The organism is Peribacillus sp. NPDC097225, assembly GCF_044761955.1.
Classification (GTDB): Bacteria; Bacillota; Bacilli; order Bacillales; family DSM-1321; genus Peribacillus.
Genome location: NZ_JBIWDJ010000007.1, coordinates 38877 through 63995, shown reverse-complemented (window position 1 = coordinate 63995; position 25119 = coordinate 38877). Strand labels below are relative to the sequence as shown.

Annotated in this window: 22 protein-coding genes; 15 read left to right on the top strand and 7 right to left on the bottom strand. The window is 41.1% G+C overall.

Annotated features, from left to right (window positions below):
* Window positions 1-78: 78 nt before the first annotated feature.
* A complete protein-coding gene (locus ACIQXH_RS17175) occupies window positions 79-516 on the bottom strand; it encodes a DUF5391 family protein (RefSeq protein ID WP_402871517.1) in 438 nt (145 codons plus the stop codon).
* Between the two features lie 247 nt (window positions 517-763).
* On the opposite strand from ACIQXH_RS17175, the gene ACIQXH_RS17170 reads away from it, so the two are divergent.
* Window positions 764-1246, top strand: coding sequence for a C40 family peptidase (locus ACIQXH_RS17170; protein WP_402871515.1), 483 nt, complete (start codon window positions 764-766; stop codon window positions 1244-1246).
* A gap of 69 nt (window positions 1247-1315) precedes the next feature.
* Here ACIQXH_RS17170 and ACIQXH_RS17165 read toward each other — a convergent pair whose 3' ends face one another.
* Together ACIQXH_RS17165 and ACIQXH_RS17160 are read right to left on the bottom strand one after the other, a co-directional pair.
* Window positions 1316-1855: a GDYXXLXY domain-containing protein gene (locus ACIQXH_RS17165; RefSeq protein ID WP_403079878.1), complete on the bottom strand. Its 540-nt coding sequence runs from the start codon at window positions 1853-1855 to the stop codon at window positions 1316-1318.
* On the bottom strand, window positions 1845-2906 hold the full coding sequence (locus tag ACIQXH_RS17160) for a DUF2157 domain-containing protein (RefSeq protein WP_403124916.1): 1062 nt from the start codon (window positions 2904-2906) through the stop codon (window positions 1845-1847). The genes ACIQXH_RS17165 and ACIQXH_RS17160 overlap by 11 nt, the downstream gene beginning before the upstream one ends.
* A gap of 217 nt (window positions 2907-3123) precedes the next feature.
* Between ACIQXH_RS17160 and ACIQXH_RS17155 the strand changes: the two genes are divergently transcribed.
* Genes ACIQXH_RS17155 through ACIQXH_RS17145 form a run of 3 tightly spaced genes read left to right on the top strand, consistent with a single transcriptional unit; the run spans window position 3124 to window position 4775 of the window.
* Window positions 3124-3447, top strand: a complete 324-nt coding sequence (locus ACIQXH_RS17155) for a PadR family transcriptional regulator (RefSeq protein ID WP_402988908.1) — start codon at window positions 3124-3126, stop codon at window positions 3445-3447.
* The gene (locus ACIQXH_RS17150) at window positions 3440-3994 is read left to right on the top strand and encodes a DUF1700 domain-containing protein (RefSeq protein ID WP_403079875.1); all 555 of its coding nucleotides are present in this window, start codon (window positions 3440-3442) and stop codon (window positions 3992-3994) included. Before ACIQXH_RS17155 ends, ACIQXH_RS17150 begins: the two co-directional genes overlap by 8 nt.
* Window positions 3987-4775: a DUF4097 family beta strand repeat-containing protein gene (locus ACIQXH_RS17145; RefSeq protein ID WP_402959326.1), complete on the top strand. Its 789-nt coding sequence runs from the start codon at window positions 3987-3989 to the stop codon at window positions 4773-4775. Before ACIQXH_RS17150 ends, ACIQXH_RS17145 begins: the two co-directional genes overlap by 8 nt.
* A gap of 863 nt (window positions 4776-5638) precedes the next feature.
* Here the strand turns inward: ACIQXH_RS17145 and ACIQXH_RS17140 are convergent.
* Entirely contained in the window at window positions 5639-6982 is a 1344-nt protein-coding gene (locus ACIQXH_RS17140; RefSeq protein ID WP_403079874.1) for a hypothetical protein, read from the bottom strand.
* 261 nt (window positions 6983-7243) lie between these two features.
* Between ACIQXH_RS17140 and ACIQXH_RS17135 the strand changes: the two genes are divergently transcribed.
* From ACIQXH_RS17135 to ACIQXH_RS17115, 5 genes are all read left to right on the top strand, one after another.
* Window positions 7244-8440: an MFS transporter gene (locus ACIQXH_RS17135; protein ID WP_403079873.1), complete on the top strand. Its 1197-nt coding sequence runs from the start codon at window positions 7244-7246 to the stop codon at window positions 8438-8440.
* Window positions 8441-8877: 437 nt separating this feature from the next.
* Window positions 8878-13554 carry a caldesmon family protein gene (locus ACIQXH_RS17130; protein ID WP_403124911.1) on the top strand — a complete coding sequence of 1559 codons (4677 nt, stop codon included), beginning with the start codon at window positions 8878-8880 and terminating at the stop codon, window positions 13552-13554.
* Between the two features lie 189 nt (window positions 13555-13743).
* Complete coding sequence (locus ACIQXH_RS17125) at window positions 13744-15201, top strand: circularly permuted type 2 ATP-grasp protein (protein WP_402871486.1); 1458 nt, start codon at window positions 13744-13746, stop codon at window positions 15199-15201.
* The gene (locus tag ACIQXH_RS17120) at window positions 15194-16156 is read left to right on the top strand and encodes an alpha-E domain-containing protein (protein WP_403124908.1); all 963 of its coding nucleotides are present in this window, start codon (window positions 15194-15196) and stop codon (window positions 16154-16156) included. The genes ACIQXH_RS17125 and ACIQXH_RS17120 overlap by 8 nt, the downstream gene beginning before the upstream one ends.
* 73 nt (window positions 16157-16229) lie before the next feature.
* Window positions 16230-17084 carry a transglutaminase family protein gene (locus tag ACIQXH_RS17115; RefSeq protein WP_402871480.1) on the top strand — a complete coding sequence of 285 codons (855 nt, stop codon included), beginning with the start codon at window positions 16230-16232 and terminating at the stop codon, window positions 17082-17084.
* A gap of 128 nt (window positions 17085-17212) precedes the next feature.
* Here ACIQXH_RS17115 and ACIQXH_RS17110 read toward each other — a convergent pair whose 3' ends face one another.
* Window positions 17213-18133: a glycine-rich domain-containing protein gene (locus ACIQXH_RS17110; RefSeq protein ID WP_402988878.1), complete on the bottom strand. Its 921-nt coding sequence runs from the start codon at window positions 18131-18133 to the stop codon at window positions 17213-17215.
* A gap of 265 nt (window positions 18134-18398) precedes the next feature.
* Here ACIQXH_RS17110 and ACIQXH_RS17105 point away from each other — a divergent pair, with 265 nt between their 5' ends.
* The 6 genes from ACIQXH_RS17105 to ACIQXH_RS17080 all read left to right on the top strand — a co-directional run bounded on the left by ACIQXH_RS17105 (window position 18399) and on the right by ACIQXH_RS17080 (window position 23580).
* Complete coding sequence (locus ACIQXH_RS17105; RefSeq protein WP_402959316.1) at window positions 18399-19403, top strand: Ig-like domain-containing protein; 1005 nt, start codon at window positions 18399-18401, stop codon at window positions 19401-19403.
* Window positions 19404-19534: 131 nt separating this feature from the next.
* Complete coding sequence (locus tag ACIQXH_RS17100) at window positions 19535-19768, top strand: excisionase family DNA-binding protein (protein ID WP_402871471.1); 234 nt, start codon at window positions 19535-19537, stop codon at window positions 19766-19768.
* A 206-nt stretch (window positions 19769-19974) separates the two neighbouring features.
* Window positions 19975-21003, top strand: a complete 1029-nt coding sequence (locus tag ACIQXH_RS17095; RefSeq protein ID WP_402871469.1) for an AI-2E family transporter — start codon at window positions 19975-19977, stop codon at window positions 21001-21003.
* A gap of 306 nt (window positions 21004-21309) precedes the next feature.
* Window positions 21310-22128, top strand: coding sequence for a basic amino acid ABC transporter substrate-binding protein (locus ACIQXH_RS17090; protein WP_403124905.1), 819 nt, complete (start codon window positions 21310-21312; stop codon window positions 22126-22128).
* Between the two features lie 76 nt (window positions 22129-22204).
* Complete coding sequence (locus ACIQXH_RS17085; RefSeq protein WP_402871465.1) at window positions 22205-22861, top strand: amino acid ABC transporter permease; 657 nt, start codon at window positions 22205-22207, stop codon at window positions 22859-22861.
* Window positions 22858-23580: an amino acid ABC transporter ATP-binding protein gene (locus tag ACIQXH_RS17080; protein WP_402871463.1), complete on the top strand. Its 723-nt coding sequence runs from the start codon at window positions 22858-22860 to the stop codon at window positions 23578-23580. Before ACIQXH_RS17085 ends, ACIQXH_RS17080 begins: the two co-directional genes overlap by 4 nt.
* A gap of 64 nt (window positions 23581-23644) precedes the next feature.
* Here the strand turns inward: ACIQXH_RS17080 and ACIQXH_RS17075 are convergent, their stop codons facing one another.
* Both ACIQXH_RS17075 and cidR read right to left on the bottom strand, forming a co-directional pair.
* The gene (locus ACIQXH_RS17075; protein WP_402959312.1) at window positions 23645-24016 is read right to left on the bottom strand and encodes a hypothetical protein; all 372 of its coding nucleotides are present in this window, start codon (window positions 24014-24016) and stop codon (window positions 23645-23647) included.
* Between the two features lie 165 nt (window positions 24017-24181).
* Entirely contained in the window at window positions 24182-25066 is an 885-nt protein-coding gene (gene cidR / locus ACIQXH_RS17070) for a cidABC operon transcriptional activator CidR (protein WP_403124903.1), read from the bottom strand.
* Between the last annotated feature and the right edge of the window lie 53 nt (window positions 25067-25119).

The following is a 25119-nucleotide window of genomic DNA, read 5'->3' as shown; positions in this document are numbered from 1 at the left end:
ATCCTTCTTGAATCAAAGAAAGCGGAGAAACCAGATATCACCACCTATCTATGGAACGGTGATATCTGGTTTCTTTTTTTAATTTTGAATAGGATTTTTCAAACTTCCTCCAATGGAAGTCTTGCTTCCTTTAGAGAATGCCGTGAAGAACCAGATTGTATTGATGAGTACATTCATCCCACTGACGATGACCACGCCGATGAGTGATGAAGTGAAGCCTTCCATTACACCAAGAAATACGACTATGCCGATCATGGGTAACAAAGACAGTAAGGATAATGAGCAGAATACGGCCATTACATATTTCATCCACTCCAAGCCGATAACATACAGGAGCAATGGGACGAAATACAGTACCAGCATCATCGCAATGGAAAGCCACATCCCGATAGAATTAAATTGATTCGCATTTTTACCTGTATCCGCTAGTGGTGAAAGAGAACTCAAAACGATGACCATGCAGAACAGCAAAGCTGAAAATAATGTCATGATGATTATTTTCTTTTTATTCCTCATAAAAAACCCCCAGTCTATTATTGAAATTACTTACAATGGTTCATACATGATTATACTTAATTTAACATAATTTAACAGCGTCGTTTTTTATATTTGATCTAAGAAGTTTCTAAGTTTTTGTCTGGATTGTAGAGTTCATCCTCAATACAAAGCTTTTTTTTGAAAAAAAGGTGAATCAAGGAATGAAAGCGAATGTACTTCATATATTTAAAATTGTGTTTCATTTACAGATTGGGGGAGAAAAAAGATGAGTCTTAGATTACCTGTTTCAAAATGGCTTGTGGCCGTACTTGCACTTGCCGCATTGTTGGTAGCTTTCGTTTTCAGTCCGGCCAATGCTTCGGCGTCCATTAATTATGGAGACGAAGTGGCTGCAGTAGCAGCAAAACAAGTGGGAAGCCCTTATAAATATGGCGGAACGACACCAAAAGGATTCGATGCAAGTGGACTCACTCAATATGTTTATAAACAAGCGGCGACAGACATGAAAATTCCAAGAACCAGTGCGGAACAGTATAAGAAAGGAAAGGCTGTAAAACAGAAAAACTTAAAAACAGGTGATTTGGTGTTTTATGCGACCGGTAGCAAGAAAGGCAAGGTTTCCTTCGTCGGCATTTATAATGGGAACGGTACATTTGTCGGAACGACCACAAAAGGCGTGAAGGTCGTGAAGATGAGCGACAAGTATTGGAAGGATCGCTATATCGGGGCTAAAAGGCTCATCAAATAAAATAATGTTGCCAAAAAAAAGCATAGGAAGCATCTCATTCGATGCCTCCTATGCTTTTCGCATGTGTAATCACGGTACGATGATTTCCTGCAATACCGCATTTCCGTTCTTCACTTTCACCACGGCCATGGCCGTTTTTGTAGCAGCGGACATTTCCAGTTCCGATGCCTTGTCTTTAGGAGCGTAATAATTATCTAAGCCATATTTAATGTGAATGGACGAGGCCCTTTGTAAATCATAGGGGATTTGTAATTTTCCTTTGAGATACATGTCTTCATCCGGTTTTTCCTTCGATACATGGTGGACGCCGTAATGCCCATTACTGTCTTGTTTTAATGAAACATATACACTTTTGTAATCTCCGACATTCTTACTGTGGAAATCAGTTTTCACCGTCTCATCAAGTTGGTCGAGCGTGACGGATTCTATCTCATATCCTAATGCTACATAGCTTCCCCTGAATAAGTCCGTCGGATCGATCGGAGCCGTTCGGATTTTGATTTCTTCACCAAACAAAGTTGTCCAGACGGGTGGAACGGCCAGGGCTATAAGAATCAAAACAGGAATGGCGAATACGATGAGCGGGCGCAAAAATTTATTACGATTCAATGGATTCCCCTCCTTTTTGGCGTTGTTTTTCAAAGAAGAAGCCAAACACAAGGAGCAGGAGGCCTCCGATGATGAAGGTCAGTGACTTCGGCAGGAATTCAAAGGAATCGATATAGTACCTGAATATCAATGCACATATGATCACGATACTGGTCAAGCTTCCTTTTTGTATCAGGTAAAGGAGAAAAAGAAAATAAGCTAAAGGAAACCATATGACAAGCTCGTAAGTTAAGAAGATAGCCGCAATCCCGTGGAGGAGATGTCCTTGAATATGTGTGATTCTCTGCAACTTAACTGGAACGCGAATGTAAGCGATCAGGATTCCTACGATAAAAAGAATCGAGAGAATGATGGTATCCCCGTTACCCTCCACTAGCTTAGGTACGAATTCCATGAGAAAAAGGATGAGGGCATTGATCGTTAAGCCATTAACGATAAAGGATAGAAACCTAGGATAGTTGAGTTGCTTTACTAGAAAATATAACGCCGGTAGAAGGATGATAATGGCCAGCGGATAAGACGTTTCATCAAGAAAGATGCTGCCATTAAGGTAAACGAAAAGTAAAAATGAAGTGAATAGGAGGACAATGGTGTCCTTTAGGTAATATCCGATGCAGATGGCTCCAATCCCCCATAACAAAAAGGAACTGTTAAAATTGATGCTGATGTTAAACATCTGCTCGACTAAAAATATACCTGCTCCAAATATGAGAATCCCGACATAATGCAGACTTCGGGAGGTTTTTGGAAAGCGTGTCTCCCACCTGACCCCGGCAACATTCACGCCAATCAAACAGGCGATGATCAATAGGAATTTAACGCCTTTACTTATATACATCCAGTTGCTGGCCACGAATGTTAAGACGCCAAGCCCTAAAAGGACGGCTCCAATCGCTAATAGGATGGAGACGAAACTTAAAGAGGCCTTCACATGATAGGAAGCTAACATCTTTTTCTTCTCTTCCTCGGAAATGGTCCCGCCATTTTGCAGGTAGGTAAATTCTTGTTCAAGAAATTCAAACTGCTTTTTGGTTATTTCTTTTTTGACCAAATCAATTCCCCCTTTCCATATCCTTCTATTATACGGATTGAATCGGGGAAGATGAAGTAAGAAGAAAAAACAACTTGAAAAAATTAACAAAATAATTTCCACAGTACCTTGCATTAAACAGTAGCATGTGGTAAATTATTGAATAAGATGTATTATTCGCTGTCAGGTACTATTCATTAAATAGTACCGAGACATATCAGAAAGGAGTGATGGTGCATTGAATGTACAGTTTAAGAAGGGCGTCTTGGAGCTATGCGTACTGGTGTTGCTTGATAAGCAAGATCGATATGGCTACGAGCTAGTTCAGAAGATTTCAGACCAGATTGAAATATCGGAAGGGTCGGTTTATCCACTGTTACGAAGATTGACGAAGGAAGAGTACTTTACGACATATTTGCAAGAATCATCAGAGGGTCCACCACGTAAGTATTACAAGTTGACTGATAAAGGGCGGGAATACCTTCACGAATTGCTGACAGAGTGGAATGAATTTTCTAATGGAGTCAATCAATTAATCGAGGAAGGTGTCGCAAATGAATAAAGAACAATTTTTAAAGCAGTTGGAAGCTTCCCTAAAGAGGCTTTCTATAGAAGAAAGGCAGGATATCCTGCAAGATTACGAAGAGTACTTCACAATTGGAATGGAAAAGGGAAAGTCGGAGCAGGAAATCTCAGCGTCCCTAGGAAACCCAAAACAAATAGCCAAGGAGCTTCTGGCATCCTACCATCTTGATATGGTTCAACAAACGACTTCCACGGGAAACATCTTACGGGCAGTATGGGCCGTGATTGGATTGGGATTCTTCAATATTGTGATTGTCCTCGGGCCTTTCATTGCACTGGTGGGCGTCGTGTTTTCGGGATGGGTAGCATCTTTAGGGTTCATCCTCGCTCCACTTAGCATCCTTATTAATCTGTTCATGGGTGAATTTAGATTGTTTGATTTGTTTGCTTCACTTGGTATTTGTGGAATCGGAATATTCATCGCCATGGGGATGTTCATTGCAACAAAAGCTCTTACTAAAGGATTTATTCGTTACTTAAAATTTAACGTGTCTCTTGTAAAGGGTGGTGTGAAGCATGGGTAAAAAATTATCAATCCTTGCGTTGTTTCTATTGATCGTTGGCGGTATCGGCAGTCTCTTTACGTATTCACAAACCAATCATGATGAGATTACGACAGAGAAAAAGGTGAGTGCCGAAATGGTAAAGGATATCGAGGTCCGTTCGGATAATGCAACGGTAGAAGTTCTTCCGACTTCGGATACAGAGATTAAAGTGGAGCTTGTCACAAAAGGCGTGGATGTGTCTAAGTTGGATTTAGCTGCCGACGTGGAAGGAAAGAAGCTGACCATTAGATTGAAGGAACCTAACCTCTTCAGCATTGGATTTAACTTTCAATCCTCTCATTTATACGTATATGTCCCGCAAAAGTCGTATGATTCCTTTGTCTTCGATAATGATAATGGAAAGATGAAAATATCAGAATTGGAAATAAAGGATTTGAAAGTGAAAACGGATAATGGACGGATTGAATTAAATAAGATTGTAGCTGAAAACATTGATGCAAAAAGTGCAAATGGCAGGTTGGACCTTAATGATGTAGAGGGCAATCTCAAGGGCTCCTCAAATAATGGTAAGATATCGCTCGTTACAAAGGATTTAGATCGGAACATTCAATTAGAGAGCGACAATGGAAAGATTATCATTAAAACGGATAAAGAACCGACGAATACAACCTTCAAGGTATCTGTCGATAATGGTACCATCAATATCCTCGATAAATATGAGGGGAATACGGTCATTGGAAAGGGAGAAAATCTGGTTGATCTAGAATCGAACAACGGCAAAATTGAAGTGACCAAATAATGTAGTAACCCAAACGTCCCCCGCCTGGCAGGAATCCTGCCAGGCGGGGGACGTTTGTCCGTTCATGACAAAAGCACCCAACTGATCTGGTCGTTATTCGTTAGTTAAAATGGCTTGTATCCTTGGGGATGGATATACAAGTTCATGGAAGCTCAGTACGCATTACAGCTCAATCAGTTAGATGCCTTTACTTGTCTTCTACTGCGTCAGGTGCAGAGAAAAAAAGGGTGTAGTAGGTTTGCAAAATGTGAAACCATGGTAAGTAATTTTCAAGTATCGTCTGCCTTGTTTGCTTCTCTACCTGTCAGCTCCTTTCTGGAATTGGTGAATCTACTTTATCACTTACCCAAAATATGAAAGGATTTGTCCGATTTTATGAATAAAAATAGAAATCGTTCACACCTCCTAGCTTGCATATGTGCTGAACTATCTAATTCATCTAGATCATCGTTACTTGCTACCTATATTTCTTATGGTGAAGGGGGGACTCTAGTTCATTCCCTTATTCATAACGATATTCAGAACTTTTTTTAGATAAGTGATTGAGACCCTTTCTTTAGACCCTTGGATAACTTTTATGAGAAAACCGTTGGTATGACTGGTTTCATCGATGCCTATCAGGAAAAAGTAGGGACGTTCCTTTTTTATTCACAGACAAGTATCGGATATGTGAAGGAAGGAGGTGGTTATCCACAACTGAATACAGGTTATTCATAGGAAGGGCAGAGAAAATCAGAGGAAATCCTATCGACTCTGACGATGTGGGAAGGAACATAGGGTTTTCTGAGTGAAAGGAAGGATAAGGATGCATGACAAAAAACACTCGCCCAAAAGCCAGTGTTCACTGAGTTATATGATTCCCTTTATTTTTTCAGGCGCTCTTTCTGAATGGCGAAATAGGATTGGAGGGTTTCTTTCTTCTGTTGTAAAATATCCAGAACATATTCACCGTGATTGATGTGTCGGTACACTGACATGTGTCGTTCCAGTTGTTCGTATGTATGTTTTTTCAGATAGTCGAGATAGTCGGATGGACTTTGGTTGTTTAAGATTCGTTTCTTAGATGATCCTGTTTCAGTCATTGCGGATTTTACCCGGGAAATCACCCAGTCTTCGCACCATTTATTCAGCGTCTGGTACATGTCCATTGCCAGGTTATACTTCGCACGAATGGGCTCAATATGCTCATCCACTTCACTATAATCTACATGCCGGTCCAAAGATTTCTCGGAAATCTCGCGATGAAAGTGTTCGCGGTCTACAAGCTCTTTTATGCAGGCAGCCTGGTGAGCATATACCCCCAATTGTTCTAGTGCTTCATTATATACGATCGTACTGAAATAAGCGGAAGCCTCTTTCGGCTCAGCCAATAATGGTTTGTTGCCGTTCAAGGCACAGCCAAACTTTTTAAGGGAAGACTGATAGATGAAGCGCGCTAGTTTCAATAGCTCGTCTTTGACAGGTCCTTCTGCAGCATGAAGAAACGAATGGAAAATATATTTTCCGACACGCTCCAGTTCGATACAGACTTTATCCTCAATATGTTCCAGAAACCCCGCTTCATATATGGTTTTTCTCAACATCATTCTTTCTGTCCGATTTTCGAGGTACTCGTTAAGTGTGCCCGTTTTGAAGGAAACCACGATGAATTCCTTACGGTTGAAAGTGGAGGAAGCCATGGTAAAGGCCATGGTGCCGTTCAATGTTTCGTTAATGATCCTCATCGCTTCGTAAATATGCTTTCTTTTAGCCAGGGAACTTCCCGACTGAATGACTTCCTCGTAATTCAGTGAGACAACTTCGGATTTTTTCACGGACATCGTGAAGGCAGCCATAAGTACAAGTCTCTTGGCCGCTAGGGGGAGACTGCGAAAGGCATCAGTATAGAAGAAACGGTATTTTTTACAATATCGATCTTTTCTGTTGGTGAAGCTGCCGGTTGGACCTAAATTGAATTGGTATTTCGTCACCATTCCCTGATCGACCGGAAGGAAGATTCTACGTCCGCAACCGGGCTGCGGCGATGATAGCCTCTTGATGATTTTCTTTAGGTATTTTTCAGTCGTTCCTATTCCTTTGGCCATTTGGTGAATCGGGCTTTGAATTACGCCATCCCAATCCATATGCAATACGGAGTATAAGCATGTGTCGAATTCAGTGGAGTTTACATTTCGTAATAAATAGCGATACGTTTCTTCATAGATCATTAGTTTTCGGCTCCTTTTTAGCCCATTGAGGTTTATTTTGAGTTCACTGTCTATATAAACTCTAAAAAGGAAAAAGTAGCATGCTGTTAAAAAAATTTTTCATGAAAAGTAAGGGGCAGGGAGAAATAAGGATACAAGGGGTCCCGTTTTGAACGGGCGTTATAATTTGATTCGTTTGGCACTTCAAAATTCAATTCATCGCTAATTTTTTCCTTTTTTAGTAAACTGGAAATGACTATTTCGGATAGAAGGTGAAATCATATGGGGGAACCATTAGCCGAGGAACGGGTTAAAGGTTCGGAAAGAATATGGACGCGTGACTTTGTCATGATCTGTTTGGCGAATCTATGTATCTTCATGGGTTTCCAAATGACGATGCCAACGATCCCGCTGTTTGTTGAGCAACTTGGAGGGGATGACCGCCTGGTTGGGGCAGTCCTTGGGGTATTCACGTTTTCTGCATTGCTTATAAGGCCATTTGCGGGCAAGATGTTGGAAACGAAGGGAAGAAGGATCATCTTTCTGATTGGGTTGGCCATATTCGCCTTCTCTGTGGGTTCCTTCGGTTTCATGGGAAGCATCGGCTTGTTATTTTTGATGCGTATTGTTCAGGGAGTCGGCTGGGGGTTGTCTTCAACGGCGTCCGGAACGATTGCTTCTGACATCATTCCGGCTAAACGTCGCGGTGAAGGGATGGGGTATTACGGATTATCTGGTAATCTAGCACTTGCACTTGGACCGACACTTGGCCTTTTCCTTGTGACAGTCCTTCCATTTCAACAGTTATTCCTGATCTGCTCGCTGTTGGGAATACTGGCCATGATCATGGCATCATTGATCACCTATCAGAAAGTGGAAAGAGATCCGATTGCCGCATTGAGCGCTAAACGGTTTGATATTTATGAAAAAAGTGCGTTGCAGCCTTCGCTGTTAATCTTTTTCATATCCGTCACATTTGGAGGAATTGCGACGTTCCTGCCACTTTATACGGCGGAAAAAGGGGTCAGTGGCATTCAGTGGTACTTTTTGCTGTATGCCTTGGCACTCATGGTTACGAGGTTATTTTCCGGACGTTTATATGATCGGAGAGGCCACCGGGCCATTTTCGTGCCCTCCGCATTGCTTATTATGTCGGGGATGTTCCTATTGGCATGGATGCCGGGTGAATCGGTTCTGTACATCGCAGCCGTGCTTTATGGAATGGGGTTCGGTTCTGTGCAGCCGGCCTTGCAGGCATGGTCAATCGAGAAAACGGCCCCCAATCGTAAAGCGATGGCGAATGCCACGTACTTTTCCTTTTTCGACCTGGGCGTTGGAATAGGAGCCATCGTGTTCGGACAGATCGGGTATCTATTCGGGTACCGAAGCATTTATGTCACGGCAGCTTTTTCGATTGTGATTTCAATCATGGTCTATTTATGGATCGTAAGAAGTGAGGATAAGTTAAGAATGTTATAGGAATTGGGGGGTGACCGTTAGTGGGTCGCCCTTTTTGTACTTGGATATTCTCTCCAGAAGGATTGTAGCATTATATGATTCAATGAACTTAAGGTGGGGGTGAACAGCGTGATCAATGCAATGGCGGACTTTTTTCGAGTCTTTTCCTAATCATAAGCTGGATTCTATTCGCGATTAGCAGCATTTTCTTTGTATTTTGCTTTTTGACGCCTTTTGCCATTCCTATTTTTATCGTACTAGTGGCATTGGGCTATCTTTGTTTCTCTATTTCTAGGAAACTGGACACATAGGGTAAGGGGACTAACCTTGGCTGTCAAATCGATGGCTTCTTCGTTATTAAATGGTTTAATATTCTATAAATAGGTAATTTTTGTTATTATCAAAAGTAGTAGATACATAAAATGGGAAGAAGCTATGGCGAAGGAAGGGGTTTCTGGATGGTTGATTCTTCAAATGAGGAAATGGGTTTAGAAAGAAGGCAGCAGATTTTCCAAGAAGAGCTCCAAGCTTTATGGGAAAAGCGGCTCATTCCTAAAACCGAATATATCCGGATCAGCCGGGCATATGACAGGCATGTTCAACTGGCCATCTATCAGGAAAAGCGCCTGAATGATGCAAAAAAGAAAGCTGAACTTGAAAGAGAGCCTGCAAGGAAAAGTCAGGAGCGTGAAGACGAGAAAACATCCGTTCACCCTGTTGATGATGTGGCTAGGGAAGAGCAAACGGTACAAGAGACTCCTAATCTGCCAAATCTTCCACGAGTCGAGGAATCCACCGAAGAGAAAAAGGATTCAAGGCCTCTAGAGGAACCGGTCATCATAAGCGCTCCCGTGGAAAAAACTGTTCCCCAGCCACAGGTGACTCAGAAGAAAAAGGTTGTGCGCCCAGAAAAACCGAAAAAGACACCGGAGCAGATACGGGAGAGGAATATTTCCGTCGTTCTCCTTACCGGAGTCATTCTTCTCTTATTTGGCGGATTGATTTTGGCTACCAGTTCATGGGGGAACTTGAACGCGGTGTGGAAGGTCTTGTTCATTGGTATGGTGTCTGTTGTATTCACTGGCATGGCCTTTATCGCTTCCAAGCTGAAAATTGAACAAACGGCTTTTGCTTTTCTGACATTGGCCAGTTTATTTATCCCGATTACGATTTTATCAGCTTCCTATTATCAGATCTTCGGAGAGTATTTATCCCTGGAAGGCGGGGGAGGAGGCCTGCTTGGGTTTCTTGGCGGTCTCCTTTGCTTAGGGATTTATTACAGAATTGCAGCATACTTTAAATCGAAAATATTCATTTTCATTTCCATTTTCACTTTTGCCATCACATGTTATTTCGGTTTTGCCTATTTGACGCCGACAATCGAGTGGTTGTTATTGATGGTCAGTGTATTTAATTTATTGCTGGTATGGAACGTCGAATATCTGAAGAATCGAAAGGTGTTGGCCCTATTCAGGCCATATCTGTTTCGATTCATCCAGTTTAAGATCATCGTGGAAAGCTTTGTCGCCTTCACGTTATTTTCGAGTAACTTGGTCTATTCGATTACATTGATGGTCATCTCTATCTTGTTTTTGATATTGGCCGTGAAATTCCACAAGAAGTATCATGAGCTGGCATTCAATTTCATCTTCACTTATGGATATATCCATTTGGTCTTTAACTCTGTTCTAAGCGATTACATGGTCATCGCTTATGCGAGTATCCCGCTGATTTTCATGGCACTTTCAACTTATATGGCAAGAAGGAATGAGCCTGGGCTATCCAAAAGCTTCATGGTGACCAGCCTGGTCGAGGTCGGAATCGTTTTCCTATATATCAATGCGATGGCCTACCAGGAAAAATATGCCCAGATTTTTATCGCTCTGATGATCGTGACTGCCCAATTGGTTTATGTTGCCCTGCACACGAAAAATAGGAACTTCACCTATCCGGCGGTTGCTGTCTTTAACTTTGGATGCTTTTATCTTTGTTTTGCGTTTTCACTTGCTTTCCCCACTGTTTTGAATCTGATGTTCCTTCTTCAGATCCTTTTGTATGTCGGTCTGTATGTATACAATCGCCATGCAAGGTACGGCTTGTTTAAACAGAGTGTCTTGCTTATTTCTTCCTTGATCATGGTGGGAATATTGACAATCAAATTTAGCGAGATGGCCTGGGTAGAAGTAGGCATCGGTCTTATCGTAGTATCTGGCACGTTCTTTCTTACCTATCTTAAAGGGGATGCTCGACAAATCAAGGAAGTCAGTGTATATGGATTTCCGATTTCCTTCTTACTGGGGCTTATCGCGTTTTACCCGTATTTGATGGAAAGAAGCGATTGGTTTCAGTCGAATATGGCATTCAGCATGCATCTAATGATGGTAGCCCTGATTTCCATCGGAGCAGCGTATGCCTTGAAAAAATCATTGGGGATCTTCTTCCCTCCCTTTTTCTTTAGTGGCCAGTTCCTGTCCTTCATGGCTTTCTTGCTGGTCGGATATGGTGCATTGAGTCCTTTGGAGGTCACCGTTTTACTGGCTATTTCGACGGCTATAAACGGGTGGTCCGTTTATTTGCACCGTACATCTCTTTATTGGCTTCCGGTCATCGTTACAAGTGCGGGATTGTATGGTTCTCTATATGAGGTCTTTGATTTCAGTGAGACTTCATACCAGATTGGTTTTGTGCTGTTTGGGCCATTCATCTTTTTCCTTGTCGGGGAATGGATAGGGAGGCATTCACAGACTGGAAGAAAGTATTTCCTTTATTCGAGCCATTTGGCCAACCTTGTTGCCATACCGCTTGGATTCATCCTGATCACGATGTCTGATGTTTCACCCTTTCTATTTATCACACAACTTCTCCTATATGTGAGTGCACTGCGAACCCAGGTGAAATGGGAAAGGTTCCTCTTCACATATCTTGGATTTACCGTCCTGTTTCTACAAATCCAGCTGTTTTTTACCGACATGGAGCCAACACGGTTCGTCTTTTCGATTTGCTTGATGATTACGGCGGGAATCATTACGGGTTTATGGGCGGTCTCCAAAAAAGAGTGGAAAGGCATCATCGAGTTTTATTTGATTCCTTTCATTCATATAACGGCTGCCATGTCGATTGTTGAAACGGCTCTGTATGAATTCCCTCTTGATCGAGAAATCATTTGGGTAGGTTTGGTGACTATACAGCTTCTCTTTGCTTGGTATTTACTCATGAGAAGGAACTGGCAAAATTATGTGGTGCTTCCACTCGGCATGGCTTTCATTTTCTATGTGATGTATGCGGGCACTTTATCGATACTTCTTGGAATGGCCGTCCTGTTTGCCTGTGCTGTTGGGATGGTGTTCATGAGTAAACGATATTTCACGGGCTTGGTCAACCAAGCAGGTGACAAGCAAATCATTGATTTTTATAGAATAGTCGGCTTGTTCTTTATACTTGATATGAATGGGGAAGTATTCTGGGATTCTACGGAATTTGAAATCTTGAAAATAACGGTATCCTTGTTGCTGCCGATTTACTTTATCGTGATGAGAACCTTTACGATAGGCAGACAGGAAAGAGGTATCTATTCAGGTGTAGCGGCCGTCATCGGATTGTATCCGTTTTTCAACATATGGGATTACGTCCACTCGCTGCCAATCGTGACAGCTCTGGTTATTGATTTCCTCTGTATGGTCGTGTTGCTGTTGTTGAGCAGGCAATACTTCAAAGGGCTGTTTAAGACGGACGAAACGGGGACGGCAATCGATGCATTCCGCATTTATGGACTATTATTCTTACTTGCCATGAATGGGGAAGTGCTCGTGCATGAACCATCTAATCCACTTTTACAAGTCCTTGTAGCGCTATTGATCCCAGGCTATTTCATCCTGATACGAAGCTTTACAAATGGACGGAAAGAAAGGGAGGTGTATTCCGCTCTTGCGATGATCCTCAGTCTGTATCCGTTCATTATCATCGTGGATTACATTCATACGGTTTCGTTGATTACGGGTGAATGCGTTCTTTTTGCTTGTATGCTCGTGATGATCCTGTTGAGCAGACATTTCTTTACAGGCTTGGTAAGGAAGGATGAATCAGGAATCAAGGTGGATGTATACCGGATATATGGCTTGCTTTTTTTACTGACCATGAATGTCGAAGCATTTATGAATGAACCGACGTATTGGCCACTCAAGGTCCTTGTTTCTTGTTTCTTGATTGGGTACTTCATCTTGATGAGGCACTTTACGATCCCTGCAAAGGAGAGGGAGACATACGCATTGCTGGCAGGGATTCTTGGATTGTACCCGTATTGGACCATCATGACCTATGCAGGAACATTGGACATATTCATTGGCACTGGGGTCCTTTTCGGATGTACGGCGGCAATGGTGTTAGTAAGTAGAAGATCCTTTAGTGGAATCGTGAAAAAAGGCGCGATCATCTTGCAAATCGATTTTTACCGGGTGTACGGATTTCTTTTCCTTGTAGCGATGATGATGGATATTCATAATCGAGAATCTAAATCCATCATTCTAGACATTTTTGTTTCTCTTTTATTGCCGGTTTATTTCATCTTGATGAGGGCGATGACGGTGAGAGTAAAGGAAAGGGAAATTTATTTGGCAGCTTCCATAGTGCTCAGTCTATATCCATATTGGGTCATCATCGATAAGATTCCATTCCCGGATGTCCTGGAGGTAGAGGCACAGATCCTGCCACTCTTTATCATAAGTACCATCTTATTACGGAAAATTTTTAATAGAGGCAAATTAACGCAGTATATCGAGATGGGCGTCGTCTTCGTCCTCTTTATTATCATGATAGGAGATGCCATGGCAAGCAATACCCTATATGATGCACTGGTTATCGGGACGATATCTTTAGCGGCGATCCTCCTTGGATTTACGATGAAATACAAATCATATTTCTTGGCGGGAACCGTAACGATCTTGTTCAATATCTATATGAATACAAATTCGATGTGGGGACAGATGCCATGGTGGTTGTACTTAGTCATCGGCGGAGGGCTCCTCATCGCCATTGCTTCTTTCTTTGAATGGAAAAAACAAAAAGATAACCAAACATCGCAGGAAGTTCTCGAAAAGAATAAACAACGAATCAAAAATTGGTTCAACCGATGGAACTAATAGGGCAACCTATTAGTTTTTTTCTTGTAAATTTATAAAGGAAGAAATGTAAACGGTACCAATCGACAATTATTAGAAAAATCTAAATTATTAGTAAAAATATTGTTAGAAAAGAAGGATATCCCATGAAATTTGTCGTAATTAAATAGTCATTACTCTTTACATAACATTTTTTGGAGGCGTGTAGCATTGTTCAAAACTTATGAAACGGGCTCCTTTTTCGATGAAATGCTTCAGGAAAATGGAGAGCCAAAAGACCACTATCGATACTTCCATTCAATTCTTCAACAGTTTTCAGAAGAAGAGTATAGGGAAAAGCATGAAACAGCTCAATTCAGTTTTTTAAGACAGGGAATTACTTTTACGGTGTATGGGGAAGAAAGCGGAACGGAGCGCACCATGCCGTTTGACTTCATACCAATTATCATCCCTGCTGAAGAATGGGGAGTGATTGAAAAAGGCATGATTCAACGAGTCGAAGCACTTAATCACTTTTTGGATGATATCTATCATGATCAACAAATTTTAAAAGATCATGTTGTTCCGAAATATCTGGTAGAAAATAGCCCGTATTACTACTATAAACAGGTAGGCGGGGTGGATATCCCGTTACAAAATCATATCTTCTTGGCAGGAATCGATCTAATCAAAGATGAACATGGTGAATATCGAGTTCTTGAGGATAATCTACGAAATCCTTCAGGACTTTCGTATGTGTATCAAAATCGTTATGTTATGCGTCAGGTTTACCCCGAATTTTTTTCTGAACATTCTCTCAACACACTTGAAAATCAAATTGCTCATTTACAGCACTCCTTATTGTCGCATGTGCCAAATAACATCTCGAAAAACACTGAACCTAGAGCAGTCCTCTTAACAGCCGGAATGTATAATTCGGCTTATTATGATCATGTATTTCTAGCACAACAAATGAATATCCAGCTTGTAGAAGGAAGAGATTTGATCGTGAAAGACAACATGGTTTACATGAAAACCATTCGGGGATTAAAAAGGGTGGATATCATCTATCGCCGTATAGATGATGATTTTCTTGATCCGGAGGCGTTTCGTGAAGATTCGTTACTCGGGGTGCCGGGATTGATTGCTGCTTATAAAGAGGGGAATGTCTCCATCTTGAATGCGATTGGAAACGGTGTGGCCGATGATAAAGCGATATATTCCTATGTACCGGATATGATTCGATATTATTTGAAGGAAGAACCGATCATTAAAAACGTGGATACCTACCTGTTAAGCGATCCAATCCAGAGGGAGTGGGTTCTTGAAAGGTTGGATGAACTCGTCGTGAAGAATGTAGGGGCTTCTGGTGGCTACGATATGCTAATCGGACCCCATGCTACCGAGGAAGAGAGGGAAGTATTCCGTCAGAAAATCATTGAAAATCCTTATCAGTACATAGCACAGCCTACCATTAAATTATCACGGGCCCCGGCGTACCAAAAAGGCCGATTCTACCCGTGCCATGTAGATTTACGCGTATTCGTCATGAAAGGGGAACAAGTACATGTACTGCCGGGCGGACTTTCGCGAGTGGCTTTAAAGGAAGGATCACTCGTTGTGAACTCCTCACAGGGCGGGGGCGGAAAAGATACCTGGGTGTTAAAGGAGGAGATGCAGCATGCTTAGTCGTGTAGCCGATTCTTTATTTTGGATGGCAAGGAATTGTGAACGGATGGAAAGTAATGCAGATATCCTTGAGGTTCAGTTAATAAAAATGCTAGAGGCATCCGAGCATGAAATCCTGGTCAAACATGACTTGGAAGCGATCATCGGGATTTGTGGGGATAAAGAGGAATTCGATTCTCTTTATGAAGAAATTACGATGAAAAATGTCGTCCATTATTTGGCCTTTTCAGAAGATAACTTCAATTCGCTATCGAGGATGACCAAGAATATTCGAGAAAATGCCAAGATGACAAGAGATAGAATCCCTAACATGCTTTGGGAGGTATGGAATGAGTTTTACTTAGAGCAAGAAAATGCCGAAGCAAGGGAGGATTACTCCATCCAAGAGATTCATTCCTATATCAGGCGTATTAAAACCACTTCAATGATTGCGACTGGAATAATAGATTCTACCATGTCACGAGATTTACCCTATCATTTTATTAAGATAGGAAAATGGCTGGAACGGGCTGAAAAAACAGCTCTTGTCATGCAGATGATGTATCGACAATCAGTTCCATATTGTGACTTGGAAGGGCAAGAATTGGACTGGCGTACAAGTCTACAGCTCATTAATGGATATGAGGACTTTACTAAGAAATTCAGACCTTTGATGGAACCCAAATTTGTCCTGCAATTCATGATATCCGATCATAGCTTTCCTCGTTCCCTCTGTTATTGCATGGAACATGTCAGAGAAGTGATTAAAGGACTTGAAGGCGAAAAGGTGGCCCATTATTCTTGGAAGATGTATGCGGCCATTGACAATATGATCAGTGAATTCAAAGATGTGGACATCAAAAAACTGAATACGGAAGAGATTGGGGTTTTTATTGATTCGGCTTATAGCCAGTGCCTGGAATTTGGAAAGTTATTCTCCGAAACGTATTACTTAGAAGCTGATCCTGTAAAATGAAAGGGAGCATTCCCAGAAAAAACCCTTCCTCTTACAGGACAGTAAAACCATAGTATCAGGGAGAGAAATGGCCATGAAATATGAAGTTGAACATGTAAATACTTTTTACTATGATACAGCAGTAGACCAAAGTATGAATACCATTCGTTTGAAGCCTAGGACGGATGAATGTCAGCGTTTATTATCTTATAAAAATGAAATCACACCTGTATCGATGCCAAAGGAACATGTGGATTTATGGGGGAATCACGTGGAGAGTTTCTTTATCCCTCAAAAACATACGAAGTTGGAAGTGAAGACGACCTCCATTGTCAGTATTCAAAGGTCGCCATTTATTCGACAAATCGAGTATTCTCCAGAAATGAGATATATCTTTCATTCGGAATTATTTCATGATCATTATAAGAGTTTTTTAAACGAAACAAGCTATACCTTCTTATATCAGTATCAAATCGACCAAGTTATCCAAGCGGTAGGTGATATTGAAAATCCAGTTGAATTCTCCCTTCAGTTAATGAGGTATCTTCATGAGGTCATGAACTATGACGGAGAATCGACTAATGTAAGCACAACGGCTAATGAAGCGTTTGACTTAAAAAAAGGTGTATGTCAGGATTATTCTCATATTATGCTGGGCGTTCTTAGAGCCAGGAAGATTCCGGCCAGATATGTAAGCGGCTATCTCTACGTCGGTGAAAACTCGGAGCTGATTGGTGATGCTGCCTCCCATGCGTGGGTTGAATTCATGGCTCCTGGTATCGGCTGGATTGGGCTCGATGCTACGAATAATGTAGAGGCACTTGAAAATCACATTTGTCTTAGCGCTGGGCGGGACTATTCAGATGTCAGCCCGTTGCAGGGAGTTTACAGAGGTGGGAACCAAACGCTTGATGTAAAAGTGCAGGTGAAGAAACTGGAACATGAATAAGCAAAACTGATATCCATTAATGCCTCCTTGAGTAAAAGGAGGCATTTTTAAATGGTAACGGGTACTTTATTGATTGGACAAAGCCTGTTCAGCACCTAGATACCATCTAACAAACGGTGGTGCTGTTTTTATGAAGAGCACGAGCTACAGGAAGAACAACTAGAGGAATCGGATCCACTATCATGAACGCTGCCATGACTGTCGGTACCTACATTTCCAGAATGGGAACCGTGAGCGGGATCGTCACCAAACAGATGCTTGAAGTCCGAATCACATGCATCCGCACTTGCATAAATGAAGTAAGCGGGTGCAGCATAATCCATTTGATTGTACCGTTTTTGCCAATCCACACTCCGTTCTGTGCGGTCACTTTTTATGAGGCCCGAGAACCTATCAAAAGTTTCTTCCGCTTCCACACTCGTCGGTTTTCGCATGTATTTTTCCTTTAACTGGTCAACTTCCAGTGTTTCGAAATCGTGGAGCAAGGAGGTTGCTTTATCATGTTTGAAGAACTTTCCCCAAGTTAGAATCGAGGGCGAATCAATAGTGAACAGCTGGACATAGTAAAAGTCGAACAGTGTCCGTTCCACTGGTTTAAAGACAGGCTCTGTGTGGGGATGATGTAGGATCATCTGGCCAAGGAAGTCCCGACAGAACCTATCATATTTCTGTTTATCATCCAGCATGATATGCCAGAGTTCATCGACTGTGGCATGAAACATTTCCATTTTACCGAACACGGCCGTCATGATGAAGTACCGTTTTAATTCCCGCCATAACTCGTTGACATTCCCCTGTGTATAACGTGGGTGTCTCATACGGAAATCGGTATTGACCTTTTCCATATACTCGATTTCCATGGCTTGATTTAGCTTTTCTATTAAGGCTTCCGATACGATAGCATTCCCGCCTATGTTCAACGTCTCCTCATACCTTCTCCGGAATTCTTGCTGATACCGTTCCATTCGAACCGGCTCACTTCTTCGCTTTACCAGGATAACCACAATGATCGCGAAAATGGCTGCAAGCATGACATAAAATAAGGTCATTTTTTCAATCCTCCTAGTCTATAGAACTCCTACATTAACACTATTTTACATTTTATGGGTTTGATTTATAAGGTATAAACGCATTTTATTTTCCTTGATATTCACGAACCAGGAAATAAGGTGGACATATCAGGCTTTAGTCCCTTTACGCACAGAGTAATTATTAGTATATTTTGGTAAAAGAGGGTTTATTTCCTTTTTGTATGTGGGTAGAGACAAGGGGAAAAGAAGAAAATCTTTTACTTTATTAAAAAGGGAGAGAACTATGAAAAAATCATTTGTTTTTATTCTGGCATTGGTATTCAGTCTATTTTCGCTTAATTTAGGGGCGGTAGGAGCCGCTACAGTTTCAGTTGAAAAGGGAACAGGCCTGAAAAGTCCTTTCGAGCGTGTACATAATCAGTCATACAAGAAGATGGCAAGTGAGTATCTCATTGAAAAAGAACCGAATAATACGATTAAAAAGTCTAACTCAATAAGCCTGAAACAATTTGGTTTGGGGATTTTCAATAAAGCGAACGATGTAGATTACTATAAAATCAAAGTAAAGCATTATGGTTTCTTATATGTGGTCGCTGCTACGGAGTTTAATAGTTCGCTAGATTTTTCCTTATATAATGCCAAGAATAAAGCGGTGAGCCTGGAAAGTTCCAACCGTGTAGATCAAGCGGATACTCAACTCTATTCCGTATCTCCGGGAACATATTATATTAAAGTGAAAGACACAGGGAGTTTAAAAAGCCAGGAAGAATACGCAGTAGGTGCAACCATGTCTGGGCCGACCATCAAAAAGGTCGGGGATAAGGATACAAAGATAAGCGGGGAAGCTGAACCGAATACCACAGTATATGTGAAGGTCAATAATAAAGTTGTCAATAAAAAGGGAACAAAGATAAAAGCGAACGGCAAGTATTCTGTCACGATTGGTAAACAAAAAGCCGGAACCAAAGTCTCTGTTTGGTCTACAGGAACCGTGGGTGGAAAAGAGTACCAGACCACCCCGGTCAAAACGACGGTAAAAGACGTGACGGCACCCAAAATGCTTACAGTCAGCGCAGTGACGAGTTCAAGTAAATCGGTTTCCGGTAAAACAGAGGCCAAAGCAACCGTGCAGGTTAAAGTGGGATCCAAGGTTCTCGGAAAGGCGACAGCCGATAAAAATGGCAAATATAAAGTGACGATGAAAAAACAAAAGAAAAAGACAAAGTTATCGGTTGTGGCAACCGATAAGGCCGGAAATGCCAAAACGGTCAAAGTGACAGTGAAATAATAGAAGGGCCTTTCTCAATCTGGGAAAGGCCCTTTTCAAATGGACGGAGGATATTGGGCAATAGGAGAAAAGCAGAAAAAGTGAACTACTGGTATAATAGCTATAAAGATAGTAGTAGGAGTGACGAAAACGTGTATTTAACAGTAGAGGAAACGGCTGATTACTTATCGGTGTCCATACCATATGTCGAAAGTTTAATCTTACAAGGAAAAATTAGAGTGGTGGATGACGGCGAGGGTGTAGTATTGATCTATAAGGACCAGTTCAAGACGCACTTTGAACAGCTGGAGAAATATAAAATGTTAGTCGAAGAATTGGCGAATGAACCGATTCCGGAAGATCTAGACATTAAGGACGAAGACTAAGTCTTCTTGATTGGGATGCATAATAGGTGCATCCCTTTTTTGTACCGGTTATAGTTAATACAAAGCCGGGGCTTTTGAGGGAGTCCGGGCAAGATATTTCAAATTATTATTTTTTGGAAGGTATTTGTAGTAGATTTCCTCCATTCCGTGTAAAATAATAAATACAAAGATAGATTACGGCAAAATGGTAGATAGGAGATAGGTAAGTGGTAAAAGAGTATTTACAAAGCGAAGGATTTTCAAGATTCATTACCTTACTTGTGCTGTTTTTATTTCTTGTAAGCATCGGAAGTATGGTCAATATCGTTTTATTCACATTTGTTTTCACTTTCCTGATGGGAAGGCTTGAACAGTTCATCATGCTTCATCTGAAAAAAGTGATGCCCATCAATTCCAAAGTGGTCATAAGTTTCATTTATATAGTGTTCATTGCTTCTTTAGCTATCGTCCTTTATAAGTACTTGCCGGTTATTACGACACAATTTACTGAGCTGATTACGCAGATTGTATTCTTCTTTCAACATCCGCCTGATAGCAAGGTCATTCAATATGCCATTAGTTTAATGAATGAACTTGAATCACCTCTGGATCTTCAAAAGCAGATGAATACGCTCTATCTTTATATATCTGACTTTGGAAAACTGGCGTTTCAAATCTTCATTTCTATACTGCTTAGCTTGTTTTTCTTGTTGGAAAAGGATAAAATCATCCGCTTCACTTCCAAGTTTAAGCGGGGGAAATTCAATTCCTTCTTCATTAATATTGGACATTTCGGTGTGAAGTTCGTTAACTCATTCGGAAAAGTCATTGAGGTTCAATTCCTAATTGCCATTACGAATGCCATTCTATCCGTTGCGTTCTTATGGATACTTGGCTTTCCACAGTTAATTGGTTTGGGGATCATGATTTTCTTCCTTGGTTTGATTCCGGTGGCTGGGGTCATTATTTCCTTGATTCCACTAAGCATGATTGCCTATAGTATCGGAGGCATGCCAAAGGTCATTGCAGTGTTGATCATGATTGTGGTGATTCATGCGCTTGAAAGCTATATTTTGAACCCGAAATTCATGTCGGCCAAAACAAATCTTCCTACGTTCTTCACGTTTATGATCTTACTGTTTTCCGAACACTTCCTTGGAATTTGGGGATTGATCATCGGGATACCAATCTTTATCTTCCTATTGGATATGTTAGATATTGATGAAGAAACTAACCGTGCACTGGACGAACCATAATAAGCAGCAACCCTCTAAATGGGTGGTTGCTTATTTTTTTATATTCGTTTTCAATATAATTTTCTATTTTTTATGGAAAAAGAAGATGAATCGATTGCTCACATGTTCAAAGTCCATTATGATACTCGGTTTTGTCATTTACTGTAATAAACTTGTATTCTACTAAAGTTATTTTTTTACTTTTTATTGCATGAAAACTCAAAAAAACGTATACTATTTTTAAGCAAAAAATACTGAATAATCATTCAAGTCAAAATTATTAGACTATTTTGAGTGAGAGTTTACGGGAGAAAAGAGGGGATTATGTTGAAAAGGGTATCTGTATACATGTTGGTCGTGATATCTTCTTTGCTTTTGATCATGACCGGATGTGGCAAGGAAAAGGAAGTTTCCACTACAAGTGATGAAGGGCCGAAGGAAAAGACGCTTAGAGTCGTGACGGATGCGGCATATGCGCCTTTTGAATACCTCGAAGGTGATAAAATCGTCGGATTCGATGTTGACTTTATCAATGCCGTAGCGAAGGAAGCTGGGTATAAAGTCGAGATTGAGCATGTAGGCTGGGATCCGATTTTTGTGGAGATTGAATCAAAAAGAGCAGATTTAGCTGTATCGGCAATTACAGTGAATGATGAAAGAAAACAATCGTATGATTTTTCGGTTCCTTATTTCCTTTCCACTAATAAAATCTTGGTTCCCGAAAAAAGTGATGTGGAATCGGGAGAAGATCTGAAAGGGAAGAAGATAGCTGTCCAAACAGGTACAACGGGTCAAGAAGCGGTGGAAGCCCTTTTTGGGAAAAACCATAAAGATATCAAGAAATTCGAGAATAATAACTTAGCCATTCAGGAATTGCTCAAGGGTGGGGCTGAAGCGGTCGTGGCGGATAATACGGTCGTTGAAGAGTACGTAAAAAATAATCCTGATCAAAAGTTGAAGGTCGTGGAAGACAGCAGCAGCTTTGAAGAGGAGTTTTATGGAGTCCTATTCCCTAAAGGCAGTGAGTTAAAGGCCGATTTCGATAAAGCGATCAATACCATGCTCGATAATGGCAAGTACGCCGAAATCTATAAAAAACAGTTTGGCACAGATCCAGATATCGAGACGGTAAAAGCACAACAATAATATAGGTTATGAGAAAAATTGCGTAACTTTACGTGTGAAGTTACGCAGTTTTTTTGGACTTTAGGAGGTACATAGAATGGGTTTTCGTTGGGATATTATTTTTGAATATGCGCCTTTCTTATTGAAGGGGACGTTGCTTACGATTGGTCTATCCGTTTCTTCGATTCTAATCGGGACGTTTCTAGGATTGCTGATTGGATTAGGGAAGATTGTAAGAAATAAATGGCTCGCCTTTCCATTTTACTGCTATGTCACGGTTTTCCGGGGGACACCATTACTGGTCCAGATTTTCTTGATCCACTTTGGGGTGGTTCCTTTCTTTACCGGCGAAACGAATGCCGTCGCAGCGGGAGTCATTGCACTTTCTTTAAATGCAGCGGCATATATTGCTGAAATATTCAGGGCCGGAATTCAATCCATTGATAAAGGACAAATGGAAGGGGCACGTTCTTTAGGTTTGACGCACACTCAATCCATGATTTCCGTTGTCCTTCCACAAGCATTCAAACGCATGATTCCTCCTCTAGGTAATGAATTCATCGTATTATTGAAAGATTCTTCCTTGGTTTGTGTCATTGCTGCCCCGGAATTGATGTATTGGGGAAAAGCGATGGGCAGTCAGTATTTTAAAGTATGGGAGCCATATTTGGCCTGTGCCTTCATCTATCTTTGCCTGACGCTCGTTCTAAGTTTCGTACTAAATAGACTTGAAAGTAGGTTGAAAACAGAATGATCAAGGTGGAAAATTTAAATAAGTCATTTGGTGACAATGAGGTATTGAAGAATATCAGTGCAACCGTTGCCCCTCAGGAAGTCGTCGTGGTCATTGGTCCGTCGGGATCTGGGAAATCCACTTTCCTAAGATGCATCAATCAGCTAGAGACGATAACGGGTGGCCACATTTACATTGAGGGGCTTGATACGACGGATAAGAAAGTCGATATCAATAAAATCCGTACGGAAGTCGGCATGGTCTTTCAGCATTTTAACTTATTCCCGCATAAAACGGTTCTTGAAAATATCATGCTTGCGCCGATAAAAGTGCGTAAAGTTTCCAAGGAACAGGCAGCAAAGACGGGCATGGAATTGCTTAATAAGGTGGGCCTGTCGGATAAAGCGAACGCCTATCCGGACTCTTTGTCAGGAGGGCAAAAGCAACGTGTAGCCATTGCTAGGTCTCTGGCTATGGGCCCAAAGATCATGTTGTTTGATGAACCGACATCCGCTCTAGACCCGGAAATGGTCGGTGAAGTGCTTGAAGTCATGAAGCAATTGGCGAAAGAAGGCATGACGATGGTTGTGGTGACACATGAAATGGGATTTGCAAAAGAAGTGGGGGATCGAGTGATATTCATGGATGAAGGGTTGATCGTTGAGGAAAATGTGCCTAGCGAGATTTTTGACAATCCGCAGCAGGAAAGAACGAAGGCATTTTTGAGTAAAGTCCTTTGACGTATAGCTAAAGAAAAAAACCTTCCGAAAACGGGAGGTTTTTTTAGGAACATATCAGGGGGTATTATTTAATGTATGAAGCGCCTAAAAGTGATTCAGGGCTTTTACCGAGCACTAGCATACTGATTTTCGCATATCCAATATTTTCATTTTGGGAGAGGGTTTGTCGAAGAACCTCGATATTCGGATCATTCTTTAACTTTTGAACTTCCTCTTTATATAAAGTGATAACGGAGGGCATAACGAATTCAGGGGTGTATTCGTTAGGGTTTTCATCCATGATTAATGTGCCCATAAATTGATATTTAAATTGGAAAGCTCGTGTTAAGGCAACGACATGAAGCAGTTTTTTAAATAATTCGGGGTATGAATATTTAATTTTTTCCAACGCTTCTTCGGTTGCTTGTAACTCATCGACACTAGATAAAGTGATCATAAATATCTCCTTTCAGAAAATATCGATATATCGGTATTGCAGTGCTTTTTACTCACTACCAAGTCTAACTCGGCAAGTAAATAAAGTAAAATGGTTAGATGTTATCATGAAGATAACTCATATCTATGATAGTGCTTACATTATTTTCTTATTGAAGGTGTATGATCACTCTTTTTTAGCCAATGCTTCCTTTGTATATTTCAGCCATTCCTTTGCGGCGTATGAAAGGTATTGATCCTTACTCCAAATGAATGCCAAGTTCCAGCTCAGTGATGGATTTTTAACCTTAATGGTCTTAACACGACTATCCAACCGACAGAGGCTTTCTGGTAAAAGGGCGATGCCAAGCTTGCAGAAAACCATTTCTTCTATAAAGTCCCATCGAGAGCTTTCGGTAACGATGTGTGGAGAAAAACCTGATTCCTTACAAGATGAAATGATGAGGTCACGCAAAACATAATCCTTATTGAATAAGATAAAGGACTCATTTTGAAGATCTATCAAATCGATTTCATCCTCGGAAGCAAGTGGGTGAGAGGGATGAACGATCAACTTGATGTCTTCTTCTAAAAAGGCAAAATGGTGAAATAGAACGGTGTTGGTCGGCAGGACGATTACGCCTATATCCAGTTGGTCATTTTGAACGGACTCTTCAATTTTTTTTGAACCATCTTCAACCAATTGAAAGGTGATATTGGGATAATCCTCATGAAAACGGCTAAGAATTCGGGGGAAGAAAGAAGCATCGATGATCGGCGGCAACCCGATTCGGATATGTCCCTTTTTCAGGCCTAATAAATTATCCATCTCTGTTTCCAAATTATGAAAAGCTTTATCAATCAGTTTTGCCTGCTCTAATACGACCCGACCGGCATCGGTCAGAGCGAGTTGCTTGCGGGAACGATCGAAAAGTTCAACCCCAAGTTCGGTTTCGAGGTTCTTGATCATTTTACTGATGGTCGGCTGAGTAATGAATAAATGATCGGCTGCCCGAGTGAAACTGTTAAAATTAGTCACTTCTATGAAGTATTGTAAATGCTTAATATCCATCGCTTCACCTGCTTATCTCTTCAAAGTACTTTCATTTTACCCATAGAAATAAG

Bases quoted from the DNA above. Each gene is read 5' to 3' on its own strand.
- ACIQXH_RS17140 (WP_403079874.1), bottom strand. From the start codon at position 6,982: ATGATCTATGAAGAAACGTATCGCTATTTATTACGAAATGTAAACTCC.
- ACIQXH_RS17135 (WP_403079873.1), top strand. From the start codon at position 7,244: ATGGGGGAACCATTAGCCGAGGAACGGGTTAAAGGTTCGGAAAGAATA.
- ACIQXH_RS17085 (WP_402871465.1), top strand. From the start codon at position 22,205: ATGGGTTTTCGTTGGGATATTATTTTTGAATATGCGCCTTTCTTATTG.
- ACIQXH_RS17175 (WP_402871517.1), bottom strand. From the start codon at position 516: ATGAGGAATAAAAAGAAAATAATCATCATGACATTATTTTCAGCTTTG.
- ACIQXH_RS17110 (WP_402988878.1), bottom strand. From the start codon at position 18,133: ATGACCTTATTTTATGTCATGCTTGCAGCCATTTTCGCGATCATTGTG.
- ACIQXH_RS17170 (WP_402871515.1), top strand. From the start codon at position 764: ATGAGTCTTAGATTACCTGTTTCAAAATGGCTTGTGGCCGTACTTGCA.
- ACIQXH_RS17150 (WP_403079875.1), top strand. From the start codon at position 3,440: ATGAATAAAGAACAATTTTTAAAGCAGTTGGAAGCTTCCCTAAAGAGG.
- ACIQXH_RS17130 (WP_403124911.1), top strand. From the start codon at position 8,878: ATGGTTGATTCTTCAAATGAGGAAATGGGTTTAGAAAGAAGGCAGCAG.
- ACIQXH_RS17145 (WP_402959326.1), top strand. From the start codon at position 3,987: ATGGGTAAAAAATTATCAATCCTTGCGTTGTTTCTATTGATCGTTGGC.
- cidR (WP_403124903.1), bottom strand. From the start codon at position 25,066: ATGGATATTAAGCATTTACAATACTTCATAGAAGTGACTAATTTTAAC.
- ACIQXH_RS17115 (WP_402871480.1), top strand. From the start codon at position 16,230: ATGAAATATGAAGTTGAACATGTAAATACTTTTTACTATGATACAGCA.
- ACIQXH_RS17075 (WP_402959312.1), bottom strand. From the start codon at position 24,016: ATGATCACTTTATCTAGTGTCGATGAGTTACAAGCAACCGAAGAAGCG.
- ACIQXH_RS17080 (WP_402871463.1), top strand. From the start codon at position 22,858: ATGATCAAGGTGGAAAATTTAAATAAGTCATTTGGTGACAATGAGGTA.
- ACIQXH_RS17120 (WP_403124908.1), top strand. From the start codon at position 15,194: ATGCTTAGTCGTGTAGCCGATTCTTTATTTTGGATGGCAAGGAATTGT.
- ACIQXH_RS17105 (WP_402959316.1), top strand. From the start codon at position 18,399: ATGAAAAAATCATTTGTTTTTATTCTGGCATTGGTATTCAGTCTATTT.